The organism is Streptomyces sp. NBC_00038 (assembly GCF_026343635.1).
GTDB lineage: Bacteria > Actinomycetota > Actinomycetes > Streptomycetales > Streptomycetaceae > Streptomyces.
On sequence record NZ_JAPELQ010000001.1, the window covers coordinates 8,486,683 to 8,507,255 of the forward strand.

At 70.7% G+C, this 20,573-nt stretch carries 17 protein-coding genes; 14 read left to right on the forward strand and 3 right to left on the reverse strand.

All coding sequences use genetic code 11. The features are described 5' to 3' along the window. Positions 1-11 precede the first annotated feature (11 nt). The 13 genes from OG219_RS38190 (at position 12) to OG219_RS38250 (ending at position 15,145) form a co-directional block, all read left to right on the forward strand. A complete protein-coding gene (locus OG219_RS38190; RefSeq protein ID WP_266836368.1) occupies positions 12-815 on the forward strand; it encodes an ATP-binding cassette domain-containing protein in 804 nt (267 codons plus the stop codon). A gap of 155 nt (positions 816-970) precedes the next feature. Next, positions 971-2,116, forward strand: coding sequence for an ROK family glucokinase (locus OG219_RS38195; RefSeq protein ID WP_266834467.1), 1,146 nt, complete (start codon positions 971-973; stop codon positions 2,114-2,116). Beyond that, positions 2,113-2,694, forward strand: a complete 582-nt coding sequence (locus OG219_RS38200; RefSeq protein WP_266834469.1) for a sugar kinase — start codon at positions 2,113-2,115, stop codon at positions 2,692-2,694. Before OG219_RS38195 ends, OG219_RS38200 begins: the two co-directional genes overlap by 4 nt. Before the next feature lie 101 nt (positions 2,695-2,795). Continuing rightward, the gene (locus tag OG219_RS38205) at positions 2,796-5,696 is read left to right on the forward strand and encodes a DEAD/DEAH box helicase (RefSeq protein ID WP_266836369.1); all 2,901 of its coding nucleotides are present in this window, start codon (positions 2,796-2,798) and stop codon (positions 5,694-5,696) included. 44 nt (positions 5,697-5,740) lie between these two features. After that, on the forward strand, positions 5,741-8,014 hold the full coding sequence (locus tag OG219_RS38210; protein ID WP_266836370.1) for an SWIM zinc finger family protein: 2,274 nt from the start codon (positions 5,741-5,743) through the stop codon (positions 8,012-8,014). Between the two features lie 305 nt (positions 8,015-8,319). Then, complete coding sequence (gene pcaC / locus OG219_RS38215) at positions 8,320-9,615, forward strand: 4-carboxymuconolactone decarboxylase (protein ID WP_266834471.1); 1,296 nt, start codon at positions 8,320-8,322, stop codon at positions 9,613-9,615. Between the two features lie 91 nt (positions 9,616-9,706). After that, on the forward strand, positions 9,707-10,339 hold the full coding sequence (locus tag OG219_RS38220) for an MBL fold metallo-hydrolase (protein ID WP_266836371.1): 633 nt from the start codon (positions 9,707-9,709) through the stop codon (positions 10,337-10,339). A gap of 79 nt (positions 10,340-10,418) precedes the next feature. After that, positions 10,419-11,198, forward strand: coding sequence for an exodeoxyribonuclease III (locus tag OG219_RS38225; RefSeq protein ID WP_266834473.1), 780 nt, complete (start codon positions 10,419-10,421; stop codon positions 11,196-11,198). 181 nt (positions 11,199-11,379) lie between these two features. Beyond that, complete coding sequence (locus tag OG219_RS38230) at positions 11,380-11,820, forward strand: DUF6278 family protein (protein ID WP_266473618.1); 441 nt, start codon at positions 11,380-11,382, stop codon at positions 11,818-11,820. Between the two features lie 108 nt (positions 11,821-11,928). Next, the gene (locus OG219_RS38235; RefSeq protein ID WP_266834476.1) at positions 11,929-12,672 is read left to right on the forward strand and encodes an amino acid ABC transporter ATP-binding protein; all 744 of its coding nucleotides are present in this window, start codon (positions 11,929-11,931) and stop codon (positions 12,670-12,672) included. Positions 12,673-12,688: 16 nt separating this feature from the next. After that, the gene (locus tag OG219_RS38240) at positions 12,689-13,606 is read left to right on the forward strand and encodes a glutamate ABC transporter substrate-binding protein (protein ID WP_266834478.1); all 918 of its coding nucleotides are present in this window, start codon (positions 12,689-12,691) and stop codon (positions 13,604-13,606) included. 7 nt (positions 13,607-13,613) lie between these two features. Beyond that, positions 13,614-14,258, forward strand: coding sequence for an amino acid ABC transporter permease (locus OG219_RS38245; RefSeq protein WP_266834480.1), 645 nt, complete (start codon positions 13,614-13,616; stop codon positions 14,256-14,258). Beyond that, entirely contained in the window at positions 14,255-15,145 is an 891-nt protein-coding gene (locus OG219_RS38250; protein ID WP_266834482.1) for an amino acid ABC transporter permease, read from the forward strand. The genes OG219_RS38245 and OG219_RS38250 overlap by 4 nt, the downstream gene beginning before the upstream one ends. A 236-nt stretch (positions 15,146-15,381) precedes the next feature. On the opposite strand, the gene OG219_RS38255 is transcribed toward OG219_RS38250, so the two are convergent. Together OG219_RS38255 and OG219_RS38260 are read right to left on the reverse strand one after the other, a co-directional pair. Continuing rightward, complete coding sequence (locus tag OG219_RS38255) at positions 15,382-16,953, reverse strand: alpha/beta fold hydrolase (protein ID WP_266834484.1); 1,572 nt, start codon at positions 16,951-16,953, stop codon at positions 15,382-15,384. Positions 16,954-17,069: 116 nt separating this feature from the next. Next, positions 17,070-17,828: a hypothetical protein gene (locus OG219_RS38260; RefSeq protein WP_266834486.1), complete on the reverse strand. Its 759-nt coding sequence runs from the start codon at positions 17,826-17,828 to the stop codon at positions 17,070-17,072. Positions 17,829-17,932: 104 nt separating this feature from the next. Here OG219_RS38260 and ggt point away from each other — a divergent pair, with 104 nt between their 5' ends. Next, a complete protein-coding gene (gene ggt / locus OG219_RS38265) occupies positions 17,933-19,738 on the forward strand; it encodes a gamma-glutamyltransferase (protein ID WP_266834488.1) in 1,806 nt (601 codons plus the stop codon). Positions 19,739-19,800: 62 nt separating this feature from the next. On the opposite strand, the gene map is transcribed toward ggt, so the two are convergent. After that, on the reverse strand, positions 19,801-20,568 hold the full coding sequence (gene map, locus OG219_RS38270; RefSeq protein WP_266834490.1) for a type I methionyl aminopeptidase: 768 nt from the start codon (positions 20,566-20,568) through the stop codon (positions 19,801-19,803). Positions 20,569-20,573: the final 5 nt, after the last annotated feature.

Genomic DNA, 20,573 nt, shown 5'->3' on the forward strand with positions numbered 1-20,573 from the left:
CGGACGCGAACATGACGAAGGACGCGGCCGCCGCGGAACGTCCGGCGCTCGTCGAGCTCGACGACGTCAGTAAGTACTACGGCAACATCCGCGCCCTCGAAGGCGTCTCGCTGGAAGTCCACGCAGGCGAGATCTCCTGCGTGCTCGGCGACAACGGCGCGGGCAAGTCCACGCTCATCAAGATCATCGCGGGCCTGCACCAGCACGACGCGGGCACCCTGCGCATCGAGGGCGAGGAGACGCGCCTGTCGTCCCCGCGCGATGCCCTGGACCGCGGTATCGCCACGGTCTACCAGGACCTCGCCGTAGTCCCGCTGATGCCGGTCTGGCGGAACTTCTTCCTCGGCTCCGAACCGCGCAAGGGCGTGTTCCCCTTCAAGCGCATGGACGTCGAGTTCATGCGCAGGACCACCCACGCGGAACTCCTCCGCATGGGCATCGACCTCCGCGACGTCGACCAGCCCATCGGCACCCTCTCCGGTGGCGAGCGCCAGTGCGTGGCGATCGCCCGTGCCGTCCACTTCGGCGCCAAGGTGCTCGTCCTCGACGAGCCCACCGCCGCCCTCGGCGTCAAGCAGTCCGGTGTGGTCCTCAAATATGTGGCCGCCGCACGGGACGCGGGCCTGGGTGTTGTCTTGATCACCCACAATCCGCACCACGCGTACCTGGTGGGCGACCGCTTCGTGCTCTTGAAGCGGGGCACGATGTCCGGCAGCCATCTGCGCGACGAGATCACGCTCGACGAGCTGACCCGCCAGATGGCAGGCGGCAGCGAGCTGGACGATCTCCGTCATGAGCTGGAACGGGCAACGTAGGGGGAGGTATCTTCGCCGCGAACTGGAGGCGCCCCGTAAGGGGCGCGGGGAACTGCGCGATCAGCCACAGCCGGCCCGCGGAGGACGGACCGACCCAACGCACCCGCGGTCTCCCACCGTGCAGGCCAGCGCCCGCGTAGGGCAGAATCGGCGCGATGAGCACTTACCGCGACCTCGCACACCGCGGCTCCGCGCGGGCCACCGTCCTGCGGACCGTGGGAACGCGCGAGCGCCGTTCCCACCTGACGGCCCCCCGCGTTCCCACCGTCGGCATCGACATCGGCGGCACGAAGGTGATGGCCGGTGTCGTCGACGCCGACGGCAACATCCTGGAGAAGCTCCGCGCCGAGACACCGGACAAGTCCAAGAGCCCCAAGGTCGTCGAGGACACCATCGTCGAACTGGTCCTGGACCTCTCCGACCGGCACGACGTGCACGCGGTCGGCATCGGCGCGGCCGGCTGGGTCGACGCCGAGCGCAACCGCATCCTGTTCGCCCCGCACCTCTCGTGGCGCAACGAGCCCCTCCGGGACCGCATCTCCAGCCGCCTCGCCGTACCCGTCCTGGTCGACAACGACGCCAACGCCGCCGCCTGGGCCGAGTGGCGCTTCGGCGCGGGCCGGGGCGAGGACCACCTCGTCATGATCACGCTGGGCACCGGTATCGGCGGCGCGATCCTGGAGGACGGCCAGGTCAAGCGCGGCAAGTTCGGCGTCGCGGGCGAGTTCGGCCATATGCAGGTCGTGCCCGGCGGCCACCGCTGCCCGTGCGGCAACCGCGGCTGCTGGGAGCAGTACAGCTCCGGCAACGCGCTGGTTCGCGAGGCCCGCGAACTCGCCGCCGCCGACTCCCCGGTGGCGTACGGGCTCATCGAGCGCGTCAAGGGCAGCATCCCCGACATCACCGGGCCGCTGATCACCGAGCTGGCCCGCGAGGGCGACGCCATGTGCATCGAACTGCTCCAGGACATCGGACAGTGGCTCGGCGTCGGCATCGCCAACCTGGCGGCGGCCCTGGACCCCTCCTGCTTCGTGATCGGCGGTGGTGTGAGCGCGGCCGACGACCTGCTCATCGGCCCGGCCCGGGACGCGTTCCGCAGGCACCTCACCGGCCGCGGCTACCGTCCCGAGGCCCGCATCGCCCGCGCCCAGCTCGGCCCCGAGGCCGGCATGGTCGGCGCCGCCGACCTCGCCCGGCTCGTCGCCCGCCGCTTCCGCCGGGCCAACCGCCGCCGGGTCGAGCGCTACGAGCGGTACGAGCGCTACGTCGAGTCCCGCCGTACGTCGCAGGGGTCGCTGTGACGGCCTCGCTGCCGCGCCAGGCATCGCCGCCGGACGAGCCCGAACGGCCACCCGAGGACCCGCGCCACAGGTTCCGCCGCCGCGCTCTCACCCTTCTGATCATCGTGCTGCTCATCGGCGTCCCGGCCGGCTATCTGGTGATCTCCGCCAACCAGAGCCGCGACGCGGGCAAGCAGAAGGAGGAGAAGTACTCCGCGACCGGCCTCACCACGGGCTGGCCGTCGCGCGTCCAGCGCCGCCTCTACCAGATCCCCATCCCGGGGAAGTCGACCGACGTCGCCTACTACGAGACGAACAACTGGAAGACCAGCCGCCTGTACGTCCAGTTCGGCACCACCAGCGCGGGCCTGGACAGGTTCCTGGGCAACGTCGGCACCAGCCGTGCCGCCCTGCAGCCGGACGACCTCACCATAAACGCCCGTGACCAGCAGGTCGTCGGCTGGGAGTTCACGGGCCCCGGCCCGTGGTCGGGCCTCGTCCACAAGCAGAAGGACCCGGCACCCACCCAGGACATCGTCGTGAACCTGTCCAACCCCGCGCACCCCATGGTGTACGTGGTCTCGCGCACGACGCCCTGACCTGTGCCGCTGTCGGCGCGGTCGTCGAAGCCTGTTGTCAGACCCGGCCCGTAGAGTCGAAGACGACTGATTCGGCTGAGGGGCGGGAGGTGAGCGGGCGTATGGGGGACGGGGTGGATGTGGCCGACGAGGCGGTCCCGGTGCGGCTCGCGGCCGTCTTCCTGCCCGCGCCGCTGCCGCGCGAGGGGCGGGTCGCCTTCTGGGATCCGGAGGGCGAGCCGCTGCCGTCCGACGGTCGTGCCGGCGAACGGGGGCCGTCGTCCGGCGAGAGCTCCGAGTGGGGGACATCCGGTGAGCGCGTCGAGCGGGGATCGTCCGGTGAGCCGACCGAACTGACGGTGGTACGGCGGCACGGTCCCGGAATCCGCAGGGGCACCGTCCCCGCCGTGACCCTGCCGATCGGCGAGGCCCTGCCGCTGCTGGCCGGCGCACGCCGCGACCCCGCCGCGCATCCCGCCACGGCCTGCTGGGGCGCCGCCGCACTGCACGCGCTGCGGCTCGTCGCACGCGGGCGGCTGCTGCCGGGGCTGACGGCCGACGGCTTCGACGCCTGGCGCGCGGGCCCCCTGGACCCGGACGACATCGCCCACCTGAGGGCGGTGGCCGCGGCTCTGCCGTACGAAGGACACGCCGTCCCCCTCCCCGGCAAGGGCCCGCTCCGGCTGCCGGAACCGGAAGCGCTGATGCGGTCCTTCCTCGACGCGGTCGCCGACACGCTGCCGCGCACCCCGGCCGCGCAGTACACCTCCGGCAAACCCTTCGCCGCGATCGCGCCGCAGCGGCTGCCCGGCGCCCACGACTGGGCCGCCGAGGTCGCCGCGGGCATGGACGCGGGCGTACGGATCTCGCTCCGCCTGGACCTGTCGGCGTACCAGCTCTTCGACGACGGCGAGGGAGCGCGCCGCGCGGGCGCGGCCGTCGTCCAGGTGCACAGCCTCGCCGACCCCACCCTCGTCGTCGACGCCGCGGCGCTGTGGGCGGGAGAGGCCGACGCGACGTTCGGCGCCCGCGCGCGGGTGGACGCGGCTCTCGCCGTCCGTCGCGCGGCCCGCGTCTGGCCACCCATGGACCGGCTGTCCGAGCAGGACGTGCCCGACGTACTCGCCCTCTCCGAAGAGGAGTTGTCCGACCTGCTCGGCGTCGCGGCCAACCGGCTCGGCGCGGCCGGAGTCGCCGTCCACTGGCCCCGGGACCTCGCCCACGACCTGAGCGCGGCGGCCGTGGTGCGCCCGGCGCCCGGGTCGGCGACGGACGGCACCGGGTTCTTCGAGAGCGAGGAACTGCTCCAGTTCCGCTGGCAGTTGGCCCTCGGCGGAGACCCGCTCTCCGAGGCCGAGATGGACACCCTGGCCGAGGCCCACCGTCCGGTCGTACGGCTGCGTGACCAGTGGGTCCTCGTCGACCCTGCCCTGGTCCGCAAGGCACGCAAACGCGAACTGGGCCTCCTCGACCCGGTCGACGCGCTCTCCGTCGCACTCAGCGGCAGCGCCGAGGTCGACGGCGAGACCGTCGAGGCGGTGCCGGTCGGTGCGCTGGCCGTGTTGCGTGACCGGCTGACGGCGGGTGTGACTCCCGTGGAGCCCCCGCCCGGCCTCCAGGCGCGGCTCCGTGACTACCAACTCCGGGGTCTCGCCTGGCTGGACCTGATGACCTCCCTCGGCCTCGGCGGCTGCCTCGCCGACGACATGGGGCTCGGCAAGACCGTCACGCTCATCGCGCTGCACCTGCGCCGGGCCCGCAGCGAACCGACCCTGGTCGTCTGCCCGGCCTCGCTGATGGGCAACTGGCAGCGGGAGATCACCCGTTTCGCGCCCGGTGTCCCCGTGCGCCGCTTCCACGGACCCGACCGCACCCTGGAAGACCTCGACGGCGGCTTCGTCCTCACCACGTACGGCACGATGCGGTCGGCCGCGGCGCACCTCGCCCAGCAGCCCTGGGGCATGGTCGTCGCGGACGAGGCCCAGCACGTCAAGAACCCCTACTCGGCGACGGCGAAGGCGCTCCGGACGATCCCGGCCCCCGCGCGCGTGGCGCTGACCGGCACCCCCGTGGAGAACAACCTCTCCGAACTCTGGGCCCTGCTCGACTGGACGACCCCCGGCCTGCTCGGCCCCCTCAAGTCCTTCCGCGCCCGGCACGCGCGCGCCGTGGAGAACGGCGAGGACGAGGAGGCGGTGACACGCCTGGCCCGGCTGATCCGCCCGTTCTTGCTCCGCCGCAAGAAGTCGGACCCCGGGATCGTCCCCGAGCTCCCGCCCAAGACGGAGACGGACCACCCGGTCCCGCTGACCCGCGAACAGGCCTCCCTCTACGAGGCGGTGGTCCGCGAGTCGCTGCTCGCCATCGAGACCGTCGACGGCATCGCGCGGCGGGGGCTGGTCCTGAAGCTCCTCACCTCCCTCAAGCAGATCTGCAACCACCCGGCGCTTTATCTCAAGGAGGACGCGCGGGCCGCCGCCCATGGACCCTCCGCCCGCTCCGGCAAACTCGCCCTGCTCGACGAGCTGTTGGACACGCTGCTCGCCGAGGACGGCTCGGCGCTGGTCTTCACGCAGTACGTCGGCATGGCCCGCCTGATCACCGCCCACCTGGCCGCACGCGCGGTCCCCGTGGAGCTCCTCCACGGCGGAACCCCGATCCCCGAACGCGAGCACATGGTGGACCGTTTCCAGAGCGGTGCGACCCCCGTCCTGGTGCTCTCCCTCAAGGCCGCGGGCACCGGCTTGAACCTCACCCGGGCCGGACACGTCGTCCACTTCGACCGCTGGTGGAACCCGGCCGTCGAGGAGCAGGCCACCGACCGCGCCTACCGCATCGGCCAGACCCAGCCCGTCCAGGTCCACCGCCTGATCACCGAGGGCACGGTGGAGGACCGCATCGCCGAGATGCTCGAAGCGAAGCGGGCACTCGCGGACGCGATCCTCGGTTCTGGCGAGGCGTCTCTCACCGAACTGACCGACCGCGAGCTGTCGGACCTGGTGTCCCTTAGGAGGTCCGTGTGAACGCCGACGCGGATGAGACGGCTCCGGAGGCCGGGGGCGCGGGGATCGATCAGTCACAGTTCGAGGCGGAGGAAGCGGGGGCGCGCCCTGCCGACGTGGCCCGTCGGGCTCTGCGGGCCGCGCGGGAGCGGGAGGTTCGGGGGGACGAGTCGGCTGACGGTGAGTCGGGTCAGCCGGATCAGCCGGCTGAGCGGGTCGCCGCCGATCCGCGCCCCCAGAGGGCGTCCTCCCCGGGAGCGCGACCGGGGGACGCAGCACGCGAGGCTCTGCGACGGGCGACGGCAGCGGGGAGGTCCGCCGGTACCGGAGCCGTTCACGGCACCGACGCCGGTGCGGCTGCGGCGTCCGACGGGGCTGTGGAACCCAGCCGACCACAGTCTCCAGCCGAGGCCGAGGCCGAGGCCCAGGTCGAGCTCGAGGCCGTCGCCCGGACGGAGGCAACCCCGACCGGCAGTCCGCCCGCAGAGCGTCCGCGCCCAGGAGACATCGCGCGCGAGGCGTTGCGCGCCGCGCGGAGCGAGGCGAGGCAGACACGAACGGATGCCGGAACCCAGGGAGGAAGGGACCCCGGCAGCAGGCGAGTCGAGGCGCGGCGCCGGTCCACCGATCCCGCGCCGACCGATTCCAGGGCTCCGCGGAACCCCCGGAGCCAGAACCGGCGAACCCAGGCCCAAGACCTACGCGATCTGCTCGCCGGAGCCTTCCAACTGCCCTCCGACATCGAAGCCGCAGTCGAGGCAAGCTCGGACTCGGACCCCGAGCAGCCCCCAGACGCGACCCGACCGAGCCGGGGCGCACACCCCCGGTCCGCGAGCGAGGGCATCGACTCGCGCCCGGCGCAGCCCGACGCCGCGGCTGTCGTACCCCCGGACGGGCCGCCCCCGCCCGTGCGCGGAGCAATCCCGGACCGGCGCCCGGCGCAGCCCGGTGACACAACCGTCCCGTCCCCGGACGCACCACCCCCGCCCGCGGGCGGGGCAACCCCGGACCCGCACCCCGCGCACCCCAGGCCCGTGGAGCGGCCCCCAGTCGCGCCCACCCGGCTCCCGCGTTCCATGGGATCCCCTGGTCGCGATGGTGATTTGCGGCGTACGTTCGAGGCTTTTCCGGCGCGGGAGTCGGGCGCCGGCGGCTTCGCGGAGACGTGGTGGGGGAACGCATGGGTGAGTGCGCTGGAGGAGGGGGCGCTCGATGCCGCGCGGCTTGCGCGAGGGAGGGCGTATGCCGGGCGTGGGCACGTGGACGCGATCACGGTCACGCCCGGACTGGTGCTCGCGTACGTGCACGGGAGCCGTCCGCGGCCGTATCGCGTGCAGGTCGCCCTGGAGACGCTGCCCGACGGTGACTGGGACCGCTTCCTCGACGCGGTCGCCGAGCGCCCCGGGGACATCGCGGCGCTGCTCGACAAGGAGATGCCCAAGTCCCTCGCAGAGTGCGGAGTCGCCCTGCTCCCCGGCCCCGGCGAGCTCGAACCGCACTGCAGCTGCCCCGACTCCGGGCATCCCTGCAAGCACGCGGCCGCCCTCTGCTACCAAACCGCACGGCTGCTGGACGAAGACCCCTTCGTGCTGCTCCTCCTGCGCGGCCGCGGCGAACGCGAGCTTCTCGACGCGCTGTCCCGCCGCAACGCGGCCCGGATCGCGCGCGCCGCCCAGGACCAGGAACCGGCCCCCCTCCCCGGCATCCGCGCCCGCGACGCCCTCGCGCGGCGCGCACTGGCGCCCCTCCCCGCGCCGCTCCCACCGCCCGCGCACCCGGAGCAGCCGCCGACCTACCCGGGCGCACCGGGCGGTCCGGACCCGTTCGCGCTGGACCAGTTGGCCACCGACGCGGCGGCTCGTGCGCACACGATGCTCACCGCGGGCCGCGATCCGGTCGCGGGGCTGACGCTCTGGCAGGACGCGGTGCGCCTCGCCGCGGCCCGCCCCGGTTCCGGCCTCACCGCCGCCACCCGCACCCTCTACGCCTCGCTCTCCACCGCCGCCGGACGGACCCGGTCCGACCTGGCGCGCGCGGTCGCCGCCTGGCGCCAAGGCGGGTTCGAAGGGCTCGCCGTTCTCGAAGAGCCCTGGGATCCGCCCGCGGGCCGCTTCGACCGAGCCCGCCCGCTCCTCCTCGCCGCCGATCTCCCCGCCTTCCGCCCCTGGCACAACCACCTCACCCACCCGCGAGGCCACGCCCAGCTCCGCCTCGGCCACAACGGCCTCTGGTACGCCTACGAATCAGAACCGGGCCAGGAAGACTGGTGGCCCCGCGGCACCCCCGACCTGGACCCGGTCGGCGCGCTCACCGGCCTGGGCGCACCGGGCGACCTCTGACGCGGACGCCTCACCACGCTCACCGGCCGTTCCTGGTCCGGCGCCGGTGGCCTCATCCGTGTCGACGTGAGCACCGACGCGCCGGCTGGGTCCGCCGGTCCACCGACCGGCGTCCGACGACTCCAGGGACGTACACCCTGCTGACCCGAGCGACCGGCACCGTCCAGGTGCCCTGACCACATGCGGCCGCCCCACGTATGCCTTCCGCACATGTGCGCGTCACCCCATGTGGCGGACCCGTGTGGGCGCAGTGGACAACCGGGGTCCATGTCCGCCCCCACAGGGACGGAAGTTAGCGTGGAGCGGTGAGTGAGACGACGACCCCTGCCCTTCAGTACCGCTTCGACGGCCCGGAAGACGCCCCGGTCCTCATCCTCGGGCCCTCGCTCGGCACCACCTGGCACATGTGGGACCGGCAGGTCCCGGAGCTGGCCAAGCACTGGCGGATCTTCCGGTTCGACCTGCCCGGTCACGGTGGCGCGCCCGCGTACCCGGCTGGTTCGGTCGCCGAACTCGTCGATCGGCTGCTCGCCACCCTCGACGGGCTCGGCGTGCAGCGCTTCGGCTACGCGGGCTGCGCGTTCGGCGCCGCCATCGGGATCGAGCTGGCGCTGCGCCACCCGGAGCGGCTCGCCTCGCTCGCGGTGATCGCCGCCTCGCCGCGTTTCGGAACGGCGGACGAGTTCCGGCAGCGCGGTGTGATCGTACGTACGAACGGTCTCGACCCGATCGCCCGGATGTCGCCCGAGCGCTGGTTCACGGAGGGGTTCGCCGCCACCCAGCCCGCGATCACCGAGTGGGCCGTGCAGATGGTGCGCACCACCGACCCCGGCTGCTACATCGCGGCCTGCGAGGCGCTCGCCGCGTTCGACGTACGCGCCGAACTCACCCGCATCGGTGTGCCGACCCTCGTCCTCGTCGGCTCGGACGACCAGGTCACCGGACCGGCCGAGGCGCGCACCCTGGTCGCCGGGATACCGGACGCCCGGCTCGCGGTCGTACCCGGTGCCTCGCACCTGGTCCCCGTCGAGCAGCCCGCCGCGGTCACCGACCTCCTCGTGCGGCACTTCAGCAGCGCCTGGCAGCCGGCCTTCGACTCGGCGACCGGCCAGATGGCGATCCCGGCGGCCCCGGTCAAGCAGGGCATCGCCCCGCCGCCCTCGGCGTCCCCTGTCGCCGAGATCGCGCCGCCCGCCGCGCAGGCCCAGGGGCTGGGGCGGCCCGACCCGTACGACGCCGGGATCAAGGTGCGCCGTGAGGTGCTCGGCGACGCGCACGTGGACCGGGCGCTGGCCTCGGCGGACGAGTTCTCCGGGGACTTCCAGGACTTCGTCACCCGGTACGCCTGGGGCGAGATCTGGGACCGGCCGGGGCTCGACCGGCGCTCGCGCAGCTGTGTCACGCTCACCGCGCTCGTCGCGGGCGGCCACCTCGACGAACTCGCCTTCCACATCCGCGCCGCCCTCCGCAACGGCCTCACCCCGGTGGAGATCAAGGAAGTGCTCCTCCAGGCGGCCGTCTACTGCGGCGTACCGGCCGCGAACAGCGCCTTCAAGGTGGCCCAGCAGGTCATACGCGAAGAGACCACACCCCAGGAGTGACCTCGCTGATGATCTTCATCCGGGCAGCGAGAGCACCAGCCTGAGCAGCCCGGAGACGATCCAACGGGGGCAGGATGGAGCCATGACCCTCATGAAACTCACGAAGAAGTCGCACGCCTGCGTCCGCCTGGAGAGGGACGGACGCACGCTCGTCATCGACCCGGGCACCTTCAGCGAGGTGGACGCCGCGGTCGGCGCGGACGCGATCCTGATCACGCACGAGCACGCCGACCACTTCAACGAGGAGCGGCTGCGGGCCGGGCTCGAGTCCAACCCGGGCGCCGAGATCTGGACGCTGAAGTCGGTGGCCGACAAGATCTCGGCGGCGTTCCCGGGGCGCGTGCACACCGTCGGCCACGGCGACACCTTCACCGCCGCGGGCTTCGACGTCCAGGCGCACGGCGAACTGCACGCCGTGATCCACCCGGACATCCCGCGCATCACCAACGTCGGCTACCTCGTCGACGGCCGTGTCTTCCACCCGGGCGATGCCCTCACCGTCCCCGACCACCCGGTCGAGACGCTCCTGCTCCCCGTCATGGCCCCCTGGAGCAAGATCTCCGAGGTCATCGACTACGTCCGCGAGGTCAAGCCGCAGCGCGCGTACGACATCCACGACGCCCTGCTCACCGACCTCGCACGGCCGATCTACGACAACCAGATCGGCGCCCTGGGCGGCTCCGAGCACCTGCGGCTCACGCCGGGAGCGTCGACGGAGGTCTGAGCCACCCGCGACGGGCGCCCTCCGCGCGCGGAAGGCGCCGCCGGACCCGTTGTCGTACCCGCCCGGTAAGTTGTGAGTCATGCGTATCGCCACCTGGAACGTGAACTCGATCACCGCCCGTCTCCCGAGGCTGCTGGCCTGGCTGGAGAGCAGCGGCACGGACGTGCTGTGCATCCAGGAGACCAAGACCACCGCCGAGCAGTTCCCCACCGAGGAGCTGCGAGAGCTGGGCTACGAGTCGGCGGTGAACGCCACGGGGCGGTGGAACGGCGTCGCGGTGGTCTCCCGAGTGGGCCTCGAGGACGTCGCCAAGGGCCTGCCCGGTGACCCCGGCTTCGACGGCGTCCAGGAGCCCCGCGCGGTCTCCGCGACCTGCGGCCCGGTCCGCGTCTGGTCGGTGTACGTGCCGAACGGGCGCGAGGTGGAGAACCCCCACTACGCGTACAAGATCCAGTGGTTCGAGGCCCTCAGGGCGGCGATCGCGGGCGACGCCGCGGGCAGCCGGCCGTTCGCGGTGATGGGTGACTACAACGTGGCGCCGACGGACGACGACGTCTGGGACATCTCCGTCTTCGACGGCGCCACGCACGTCACCCCGGCCGAGCGCGCCGCCCTCGCCGCCCTGCGCGAGGCGGGCCTCGCGGACGTGGTCCCGCGCCCCCTCAAGTACGACCACCCGTTCACGTACTGGGACTACCGTCAGCTCGGCTTCCCGAAGAACCGCGGTATGCGCATCGATCTCGTCTACGGGAACGAGGCGTTCTCGAAGGCCGTCACCGACTCGTACGTGGACCGCGAGGAACGCAAGGGCAAGGGCGCCTCGGATCATGCGCCGGTCGTGGTGGACCTGGACGTGTAGTGGACCTGGACGTGTGAACGGCGCGCCCATCGGTTCATCGGCCCCTCCGCGGACCGCTGCCGGTGATCTCCCTTGGCCCGGCGACGACTTGGGGCGCGGCCTCCCTCGATGGGGACGCCCTCGAACAGACGACCCCGCGCGCCTGTGGTGCGCGCGGTGGCGTGAATGACACGCTGGGCTTATGAACATCCCCTTCCTCGGCAACTGGCGCAAGAAGCGTGGCCCCGCCTTCGGGGTCGCGGTGTTCTCCGACGGCGTGACCGATTCCGAGGGTGTCGCCGAGCTCCTCTCCGAGTGCGATCTGCTGCGCTCCCAGGCGGAATTGGCGGGGGTCGAACTCGACGACTCCGTGGCCTCGTTGGAGGCGCTCGACCAACTGCTGCCGCGCTGGCGGGACGACGAGGAGAGCCTGCCCTGGCTCGGCAACGACGCCGGCCTCTACGTCGGCACGGTCATCGTGCGCACGGTCCCGGGAGCCGTATGGGAGATCTGGCCCAACGGCCATCCCGTGGTGCGGCTGGCCTCCGGCCGCGAGATCGATGTGGTCGCCTCCGGCCACACCTGGGCGTCCACCGGTGCCCCCGAACTCTCGCAGCTCTATGCGGAAGTGTCGGAGGGGTAACCGCACAATACGGCTAATGCCCGAAAAGTGCGTGTCGAGTATTAAGTCCGTTCTTGTCCGGATAGTTTGCGGCAACTGCGACACAGCTGAGAGTGGGTAGGGCCGGGCATGGCTGTCGATCCGTTGATCGAGCTGCATGACGTGAACAAGCACTTCGGTGAGTTGCATGTCCTTCAGGACATCAACCTCACCGTCGGTAAGGGGGAGGTGGTCGTGGTCATCGGCCCGTCGGGGTCGGGAAAATCGACACTGTGCAGAGCGATCAACCGGCTGGAGAACATCGAGTCGGGGACGATCAAACTCGACGGCAAGGCGCTTCCTGAGGAGGGCAAGGCGCTCGCCCAGCTCCGTGCCGAGGTCGGCATGGTCTTCCAGTCCTTCAACCTCTTCGCCCACAAGACGGTTCTGCAGAACGTCTCACTCGCCCAGATCAAGGTCCGCGGCCGCAAGCGCGAGGAAGCCGACAAGCGCTCCGTCGAGCTCCTGGACCGCGTCGGTCTCGCCTCGCAGGCCCCGAAGTACCCAGCGCAGCTCTCCGGTGGACAGCAGCAGCGCGTGGCCATCGCCCGCGCCCTCGCCATGGATCCGAAGGCGCTCCTCTTCGACGAGCCGACCTCGGCGCTCGACCCCGAGATGATCAACGAAGTCCTTGAAGTCATGCAGCAACTGGCGCGCGAGGGAATGACGATGGTCGTCGTCACCCACGAGATGGGCTTCGCGCGCTCCGCCGCCAACCGCGTCGTCTTCATGTCCGACGGCCGCATTGTCGAGGACCGCACCCCGGAGGAGTTCTTCACCAACCCGCGCAGCGACCGCGCCAAGGACTTCCTCTCCAAGATCCTCAAGCACTGAGCGGGGGGTGCACAGCATGATCCGTACGACACGTGTGTCCTGTGCCCTCGCGGCGATTGCGGCACTGATCGCCACGGCTGTCGCCTGCGGCAAGGAGGGCAGCCCGCCCACCAAGGGACCCGCCGCCGAAAAACTGCCCAACTACCAAGTGGTGCAAGGCTTTCAGCTCCCGGACTCGTCAACCTGGAAGCGTGCCGAGAAGCGCGGCTACTTCACCGTAGGCGCCAAGGAGGACCAGCCGTACCTGGGTGAGAAGGATCCGGCGAGCGGCACGTACTCCGGCTTCGACATCGAGATCGCCAAGATGATGTCGGCCTCGCTCGGCTTCGCTCCGGACACGGTCCACTTCAGGACGATCGCCTCGGCGAACCGCGAAACCGCGCTGCAGAACGGCCAGATCGACTACTACGTCGGCACCTACACCATCAACGACCTGCGCAAGAAGCTCGTCGGCTTCGCGGGCCCGTACTACATGGCGGGTCAGTCCCTGCTGGTGCGCGCGGACGAGAACAACATCCACGGCCCCCAGGACCTCGCCGGCAAGACCGTCTGCTCGGCGGCCGGTTCGACCCCGTACCAGCGCATCAAGGCGGACTACCCGAAGGCGAAACTCGTCGCGTACGACACGTACTCGGTCTGCGTCGACAACCTGCTCACCTACCAGGTCGACGCCGTCACCACCGACGACGCGATCCTGATCGGCTACGCGGCGAAGGTTCCCGACGAACTCAAGGTCGTCGGCAAGCCGTTCTCCGAGGAGCCGTACGGCATCGGTGTGCCGCGCGGCGACAACGCTCTGCGGTTCGCGCTCGACGACGCACTGGAGGCCCGCGAGAAGAACGGCGACTGGAAGACGGCCTACGAGGCGACGCTCGGCCTGTCCGGCGTGCCCGCGCCCACCCCGCCCAAGATCGACCGCTACCAGGGGAGTTGAGGCCGTCGTGAACGTACTGACAGACAACTTCTCCACGTTCGTGGACGGATTCCTCGGTACCGTCGAACTCACCATCTACGCCTCGCTGTTGGCGATGGCCCTGGGCTTCCTGATGGCCTCGTTCCGGGTCGCGCCCGTCGGCTCCCTGCGGGCCCTCGGTACGGCGTGGGTGACGGTGCTGCGCAACACCCCGCTCACCCTGCTGTTCTTCGCGGTGCTGCTCGGCCTGCCGCGCTTCGGACTGGTGCTGCCCTTCGAGGTGTTCGCGATCCTGGCGCTCGGCTGCTACACGTCCGCGTTCATCTGCGAGGCGCTGCGGTCGGGCATCAACACCGTGCCCAAGGGGCAGGGGGAGGCGGCCCGCAGCCTCGGTATGACGTTCAGCCAGACCCTGTCCGGGGTCGTCCTGCCGCAGGCCTTCCGCTCGGTGATCCCGCCGGTCGGCTCCACCCTCATCGCGCTCGCCAAGAACTCGGCGATCGCGGGGGCGTTCAGCGTCACCGAACTGCTAGGCACGTACAAGACCCTCAGTGAACTCGGCTACAACATCGTCTGGACCTTCGTCTGGATCGCCGTCGGCTACCTGATCATCACCCTCGCCATCAGCGCGGTCTTCAACATCCTCGAGACGCGCTGGGGAGTCGCCCGATGACCGCCACCGCCACCGAATCCACCGCCCTCTACGACATCCCCGGGCCCAAGACCCGCCAACGGCACCGGATGTACGGCGTCCTGTCCACCGCCGTGATCCTCGGGCTCATCGGCTGGCTCCTGTATCTCCTGTTCGACACCGACCAGTTCACCTACACGAAGTGGATGCCCTTCGAGTACAAGGGAATCCAGGAGCTGCTGCTGCGGGGCCTGGGCAACACGCTCAAGGCCTTCGCGATCGCCGCCGTACTGTCCCTCGCTCTGGGCACCCTGCTCGCGACGGGACGCCTGTCGGACCACAAACCCCTGCGCTGGATCTCCACCCTGCTCGTCGAGTTCTTCCGCGCCATGCCCGTCCTGGTGATGATCTTCTTCATCTTCGTGGCGCTCAAGGTGCAGCCGCTGCCCGCACTGGTCGCCGGGCTCACGCTCTACAACGGCTCGGTGCTCGCCGAGGTCTTCCGTTCGGGCGTCAACTCCATCGAACGCGGCCAGCGGGAGGCCGCGTTCGCGCTCGGCATGCGCAAGACCCAGGTCATGACGTACGTCCTCGTACCGCAGGCCGTACGGTCCATGCTGCCCACCATCATCAGCCAACTCGTGGTGGCTCTGAAGGACACCTCGCTCGGCTATCTGATCACCTACGAAGAGTTTCTCCATGCCGGGAAGCTGATCGCGTCGAACCTCGACTACGATTTGCCGTTCATCCCCGTGGTGATGGTGATCTCACCGATCTACATCGGGATGTGCATGCTGCTCAGTTGGTTCGCCCAATGGGTGTCCCGGCGGGAGCAGCGCAGTCCCAAGACCGAGGCCGTGGACGTGGCACCGGCCGAACCAGGGACGCTGCTGCCGGGTGGGGGTCCCCCCACAGCCCCGAGACTGTAGGGGGAGCAGCAGCTCACAGGGCCAGGGCCTGTCTTTTGGATCAGGTCTCCTTCAGGAAACGGCGCCCCTGGTGGTGCCGGTGAGCGGGGTGTGGTGCGTGCAGCTGCAAGGCGGAGGAGGGAGTCGACGCGGAGCGTCGGCGACCGACGACAACGCCGCAGATGTGCGTGCCACACCCCGCGGCCCGGGCCTGATCCAAAAGACAGGTCCTCAACCCGGCCGGCGGCAGCCGGAGATCACTGCTTGCGCAGGGGCACCGACACATACGACGGGTCGTGCTCCGGTGAGGAGAAGGTCAGCTGCGCGCCGGACGGGTTGTGCTCGATGTAGAGCGGGTCGACCGTGTCGACGACCAGGGCGAGTCGATGCCCTGCCGGAACGTCGTAGGCCGTGGAGAACAACTCCAGGTCGACGCCGAACGGCTTGCCGGGTGTCTGCCCGTGGAAGGTGTACGGCGCGTTGCTGACCAGCTTGCCGAGGCCGAGCGGGCCCACGTCGTAGAGGTATGCGACGAGGGTTCCGCTCTCCTTGGTCGCGGTGACCGTGGTGTGCAACTTGGCGGTTCCGCGCACCTGTTGGGCACTCGTGTACTTCTCCGACTGCCAGACGGCCGCCCAGCGGCGCGGCAGCAGCGGGATCGACGCCATCGGGGGCAGCTGGGCGATCTGGTCGAGGATGCTGGAGAGGAAGATGACTCCGCCGTTCGCACCCGAGTCGACGTTCGCGCGGATCGTGGTCGAACCGGCGAGGGCGATCTTCTTGCGTGTTGCGCCGACCGACTTCCAGTCCGGGTAGCCCTCGTAGCCGCCCGTGGAACGGGACTTGAGCTGGACGGGCTGCTCGCGGTCGATGCCGTTGTCCTCGCCCCTGAGGTAGTGGTCGAACCAGCGGCCGGTGTCCGTCCACACGTCGTTGGGGAGTCCGAAGAGACCGGTCACCTCGGCGGTCGCGTGGTCGCCCGGCCGGTACTCCAGCCGCTTGGGGCCGGTCAACTCCTCGTAGAACTTGACGTATTGGTTCGGCGGGAAGATCGTGTCGCCCCAGCCGTTGGCCAGCATGATCGCCGCGCCGTTGGCGTTGATCTGGTCGACGTACGTCTGGGGGGAACGTTTCTTCCCCCAGGCGATGAGATCCGGCTCCTTGGCCAGGTTCGAGGAGAAGAAGTCCTTGAACACCTGCTGGAGTTCGGCGCTGGGGCGGCCGGTGAGGGTGCCGGCGCCGTCCAGCAGGGCGGCAGCCTGGGCGTGCTGGGTGCGGCCGGAGTAGATGGATTCGATCAGGTCGGCCCAGCCGCTGAGGGCGGCGACCGCCTTGATCCGCTTGTCGTGCGCGGCGGCGAGCAGGCTGATGCCGGCGCCGTACGACATGCCCGCCATGCCGACCTTCTGGGCGTCGGCCGGGGTGTTCGCGAGCGCCCAGTCGATCACCTTGGACGCGTCGGCCACGTCCGGTGGGCCCGCCACTTCTATCTCCCCGCCGGACTGCCAGAAACCGCGGACGTTGTAACTGACCACGACGTAACCGGAGTTCGCCAGTTTCTGGGCCTGGGCCAGGTACTCGACCTGGGGCAGGCCCCAGCTCGTGGGAAGCACGATGAGCGGGAAGCCGCGAGTGCCGGCGGCGCCCGCGGGGGTGATGACGTTCGCCTTGAGGATGGTGCCGCCGTCGCCGGCGATGTCGACGAAGCGGACACCCGCCGTGGTGGAGGCCTGGGCCGCGGGGGCCAGGCCGAGGGTGGTTCCGGCGATCAGGGTCGCCGAGACGACGCCGACGGCGGTGGTGCGCAGGGCCTTGTGCGGGTGTCCCACGGGTCACTCCTCACTCGTGTAAGTGCAAAGTGACCCGACGGTAACCTCGGTCTCTTACCGTAAGTAACCCGTCGGTAAGTTACGCGCCAGTAACGATTGTTGAAAAGTGATGAAACCTAGGAGGCGCGATGGGAGTTCCGTGCCGCCGTGGCCTCCGGCAGCGCGGTCTGTGCCGCACGCGTGACGTCCGCGACGAGTTCGACGACATCGGGGCCGTACGCCTGGGAGTTGACGACCTTCAGGAGGAGGACGAAGGAGTTGTTGCCGTGCTTGCGGGCCAGCCGTTCGTGGTTGCGGGCGAGGTAGCGGGTGGCCGCCTGGTTGGTGATCGCGCGCTGGCCGCAGAACAGGAAGACGGGCCGGGACAGGCCGGGTTGCCCGGCCGTCAGCCGTGCGAGGAGCACGTACTCGGTCACGCCCTTGTCCATGCGGTAGCGCTCGCTGCCGACCTGGAACGCCAGCCGGTCCTGGACCGGTTCCGGGTCGGTGTTCACGCGTACGCCGGGCAGCATGGCGTGCATGTGGGCCGCCATGCGCCGGTTCGACCCCGGGCCGCCGACGCAGAACTCCGTCCGCTCCCCGAAGCCCTGCCTGGCCGCCTCGTGCGTGATCACCTCGGCGTTGGAGCCGCAGTCCTTGATGAGCGCGGAGAGTTCCAGGAGCGCGAACACGTCGTAGCGGTGCACCGCGAGCTCGGGGCTGCCCGCGTCGCGGTTGACCACAAGCAGCGACTCGGAGTTGTTCGGCAGCCCGAAGAAGGCCTGCTTGCGGCGGAGCTTCCGCCTCCACAGATAGGTCCGCGCGACCCAGCCGAGCGCGGCGCTGATGCCGGCGGCGAGTACGCCCAGGACGATGTTGCGCACGTCGTCATTCATGGGCGCGCATGGTAGCGGCAATCCGGAACGGTGTTCGAGGGGGTCCTGACGGGAGAGCCTCGCTGAAGTTACGCTGCGCGGACGGTTGTTGACTGGAGGTACGGATGCGTCGCTCTGTTGCGCGGAATCTGGCGGTCTTGGCGGTTTCGGCCGCGGTGGTGTCGGTCGGCGCGGCGGCACCACCGTCCACCTCCGGTGGTCCGGCCGCCGCGGAGAAGGTGCCGGTCGCCGTCGGCTACGGCGGTGCGGTGGCCAGCGTCGACTCGGATGCCTCCGCAGCCGGGATCGAGGTCCTGAAGAAGGGCGGCAACGCGGTGGACGCGGCGGTCGCCACGGCGGCGGCCCTCGGCGTCACCGAGCCGTACTCGTCCGGCATCGGCGGAGGCGGCTACTTCGTCTACTACGACGCCAAGTCCCGTAAGGTCCACACGATCGACGGGCGCGAGACGGCGCCGCTGACCGCCGACTCAGGGCTGTTCCTGGAGAACGGGCAGCCGATCGCCTTCGCCGACGCCGTGACCAGCGGGCTGGGCGTGGGCACCCCTGGGACGCCCGCAACCTGGCAGACGGCGCTGGACAGTTGGGGCAGCAAGCGCCTGAGCAGCGTACTCAAGCCCGCCGAACGCATCGCGCGCGACGGTTTCACGGTCGACGCGACCTTCCGCTCGCAGACCGAGTCCAACCAGGCGCGGTTCAAGAACTTCCCGGACACCGCCGAACTCTTCCTTCCCGGCGGCTTGCTCCCGGTGGTCGGCTCGACGTTCAAGAACCCCGATCTCGCCCGTACGTACGAGGAGTTGGGCGAGGAGGGCGTCGACGCGATCTACGACGGCGAACTCGGCAAGGAGATCGTCGACACGGTGAACGATCCGCCGGTGGACCCGAGTTCGGGCTACAACGCCCGCCCCGGCCGGCTGTCTCTCGAAGACCTCGCGGCGTACGAGGCGAAGCGGCAGGCGCCCACGAAGGCCTCGTACCGCGGACTGAACGTCTACTCGATCGCGCCCTCCTCCTCGGGCGGGACGACGGTCGGTGAGGCCCTCAACATCCTTGAGAGCACCGACCTTTCGAAGGCGAGCGAGGCGGAGTACCTGCACCGCTACATCGAGGCGAGCCGGATCGCGTTCGCGGACCGGGGGCGCTGGGTGGGCGACCCCGCCTTCGAGGACGTACCGACGAAGGAACTGCTGTCGCAGAAGTACGCCGACTCGCGCGAGTGCCTGATCAAGGACGACGCGACGCTGACGAGTCCGCTCGCGCCGGGTGACCCGCGCGACCCGGCGGCCTGCTCGACGGCCGGTACGGCGGCTCCGACGACGTACGAGGGCGAGAACACCACGCATCTGACGGTCGCCGACAAGTGGGGCAACGTCGTCTCGTACACGCTGACCATCGAGCAGACTGGCGGCAGCGGCATCACGGTCCCGGACCGCGGGTTCATCCTCAACAACGAGCTCACGGACTTCTCCTTCACCCCTGCGAGCCCGGCCGTGCCCGACCCGAACCTGCCGGGTCCCGGCAAGCGGCCGCGCTCGTCGATCTCGCCGACGATCGTCCTCGACCAGCACAGCAAGCCGGTCCTGGCGCTCGGTTCGCCGGGCGGCGCGACCATCATCACGACCGTGCTGCAGACCCTGACGGGCGTCGTCGACCGGGGTCTCCCCCTGGTGGACGCGATCGCGGCGCCGCGCGCGAGCCAGCGCAACCAGACCACCACCGAGCTCGAACCGGGCTTGTGGAACAGCCCGTTGAAGGCGCAGCTGGAGTCGGTCGGCCAGGCCTTCCGGCAGAACCCCGAGATCGGTGCGGCGACGGGCGTGCAGCGGCTGCCCAACGGGCAGTGGCTCGCGGCGGCGGAGACCGTACGGCGGGGTGGCGGGTCGGCGATGGTGGTGCGGCCGGCGTCGTAGCGGTGACGTGGCGGTGAGGCGGACGGCCCTGCCGCCCGCCTCACCGGTTGTGGGTGTGGTCGTCAGCGTGCCGTCAGGATGCGGGGGCCCGCGTCCGTGATCGCCACGGTGTGTTCCGCGTGGGCCGCGCGGGAGCGGTCGTTCGTGCGGAGGGTCCAGCCGTCGGTGTCCTCGTGGTAGCCGTCGGTGCCGCCGCCGATGAGCATGGGCTCGATGGCGAGGACCATTCCGTGGCGGAGGGGGAGACCGCGGCCGGGGCGGCCCTCGTTCGGGACGGGCGGGTCCTCGTGCATGCGGCGGCCGATGCCGTGGCCGCCGAAGCCCTGCGGAATGCCGTACCCCGCAGCGCGGCACACCGTGCCGATGGCGTGCGCGATGTCCCCGATGCGGTTGCCGACCACGGCCGCCTCGATGCCGGCCGCGAGGGCGCGCTCGGCGGCCTCGATGAGGCGTACGTCGGCGGCGCGCGGCGTCCCGACGGTGAAGCTGATCGCCGAGTCGCCCGCCCAGCCGCCGAGCTGGGCGCCGAAGTCGATGGAGACCAGGTCGCCGTCGCGCAGCCGGTAGCCGGTCGGGATGCCGTGCACGATCGCGTCGTTCACGGAGGCACAGATGACGGCCGGGAACGGGGTGGGCGCGAAGGATGGGCGGTAGCCGAGGAACGGGGATCCCGCGCCCGCGTCCCGCAGCACCTGGTGCGCGATCTCGTCCAGCTCCAGTAGTGAGACGCCCACGTCCGCGGCCTCGCGCACCGCTGTGAGGGCACGGCCCACGACCTGGCCCGCCTCGTACATTTCGTCGATAGATGTGTCCGTCTTCAGTTCCACCATGCCAA

What these genes read in the sequence shown, in the direction of transcription:
- OG219_RS38190 (WP_266836368.1), top strand. Translation starts at nt 12, where the DNA reads ATGACGAAGGACGCGGCCGCCGCGGAACGTCCGGCGCTCGTCGAGCTC.
- OG219_RS38195 (WP_266834467.1), top strand. Translation starts at nt 971, where the DNA reads ATGAGCACTTACCGCGACCTCGCACACCGCGGCTCCGCGCGGGCCACC.
- OG219_RS38205 (WP_266836369.1), top strand. Translation starts at nt 2,796, where the DNA reads ATGGGGGACGGGGTGGATGTGGCCGACGAGGCGGTCCCGGTGCGGCTC.
- OG219_RS38220 (WP_266836371.1), top strand. Translation starts at nt 9,707, where the DNA reads ATGAAACTCACGAAGAAGTCGCACGCCTGCGTCCGCCTGGAGAGGGAC.
- OG219_RS38225 (WP_266834473.1), top strand. Translation starts at nt 10,419, where the DNA reads ATGCGTATCGCCACCTGGAACGTGAACTCGATCACCGCCCGTCTCCCG.
- OG219_RS38230 (WP_266473618.1), top strand. Translation starts at nt 11,380, where the DNA reads ATGAACATCCCCTTCCTCGGCAACTGGCGCAAGAAGCGTGGCCCCGCC.
- OG219_RS38235 (WP_266834476.1), top strand. Translation starts at nt 11,929, where the DNA reads ATGGCTGTCGATCCGTTGATCGAGCTGCATGACGTGAACAAGCACTTC.
- OG219_RS38240 (WP_266834478.1), top strand. Translation starts at nt 12,689, where the DNA reads ATGATCCGTACGACACGTGTGTCCTGTGCCCTCGCGGCGATTGCGGCA.
- OG219_RS38250 (WP_266834482.1), top strand. Translation starts at nt 14,255, where the DNA reads ATGACCGCCACCGCCACCGAATCCACCGCCCTCTACGACATCCCCGGG.
- OG219_RS38260 (WP_266834486.1), bottom strand. Translation starts at nt 17,828, where the DNA reads ATGAATGACGACGTGCGCAACATCGTCCTGGGCGTACTCGCCGCCGGC.
- ggt (WP_266834488.1), top strand. Translation starts at nt 17,933, where the DNA reads ATGCGTCGCTCTGTTGCGCGGAATCTGGCGGTCTTGGCGGTTTCGGCC.
- map (WP_266834490.1), bottom strand. Translation starts at nt 20,568, where the DNA reads ATGGTGGAACTGAAGACGGACACATCTATCGACGAAATGTACGAGGCG.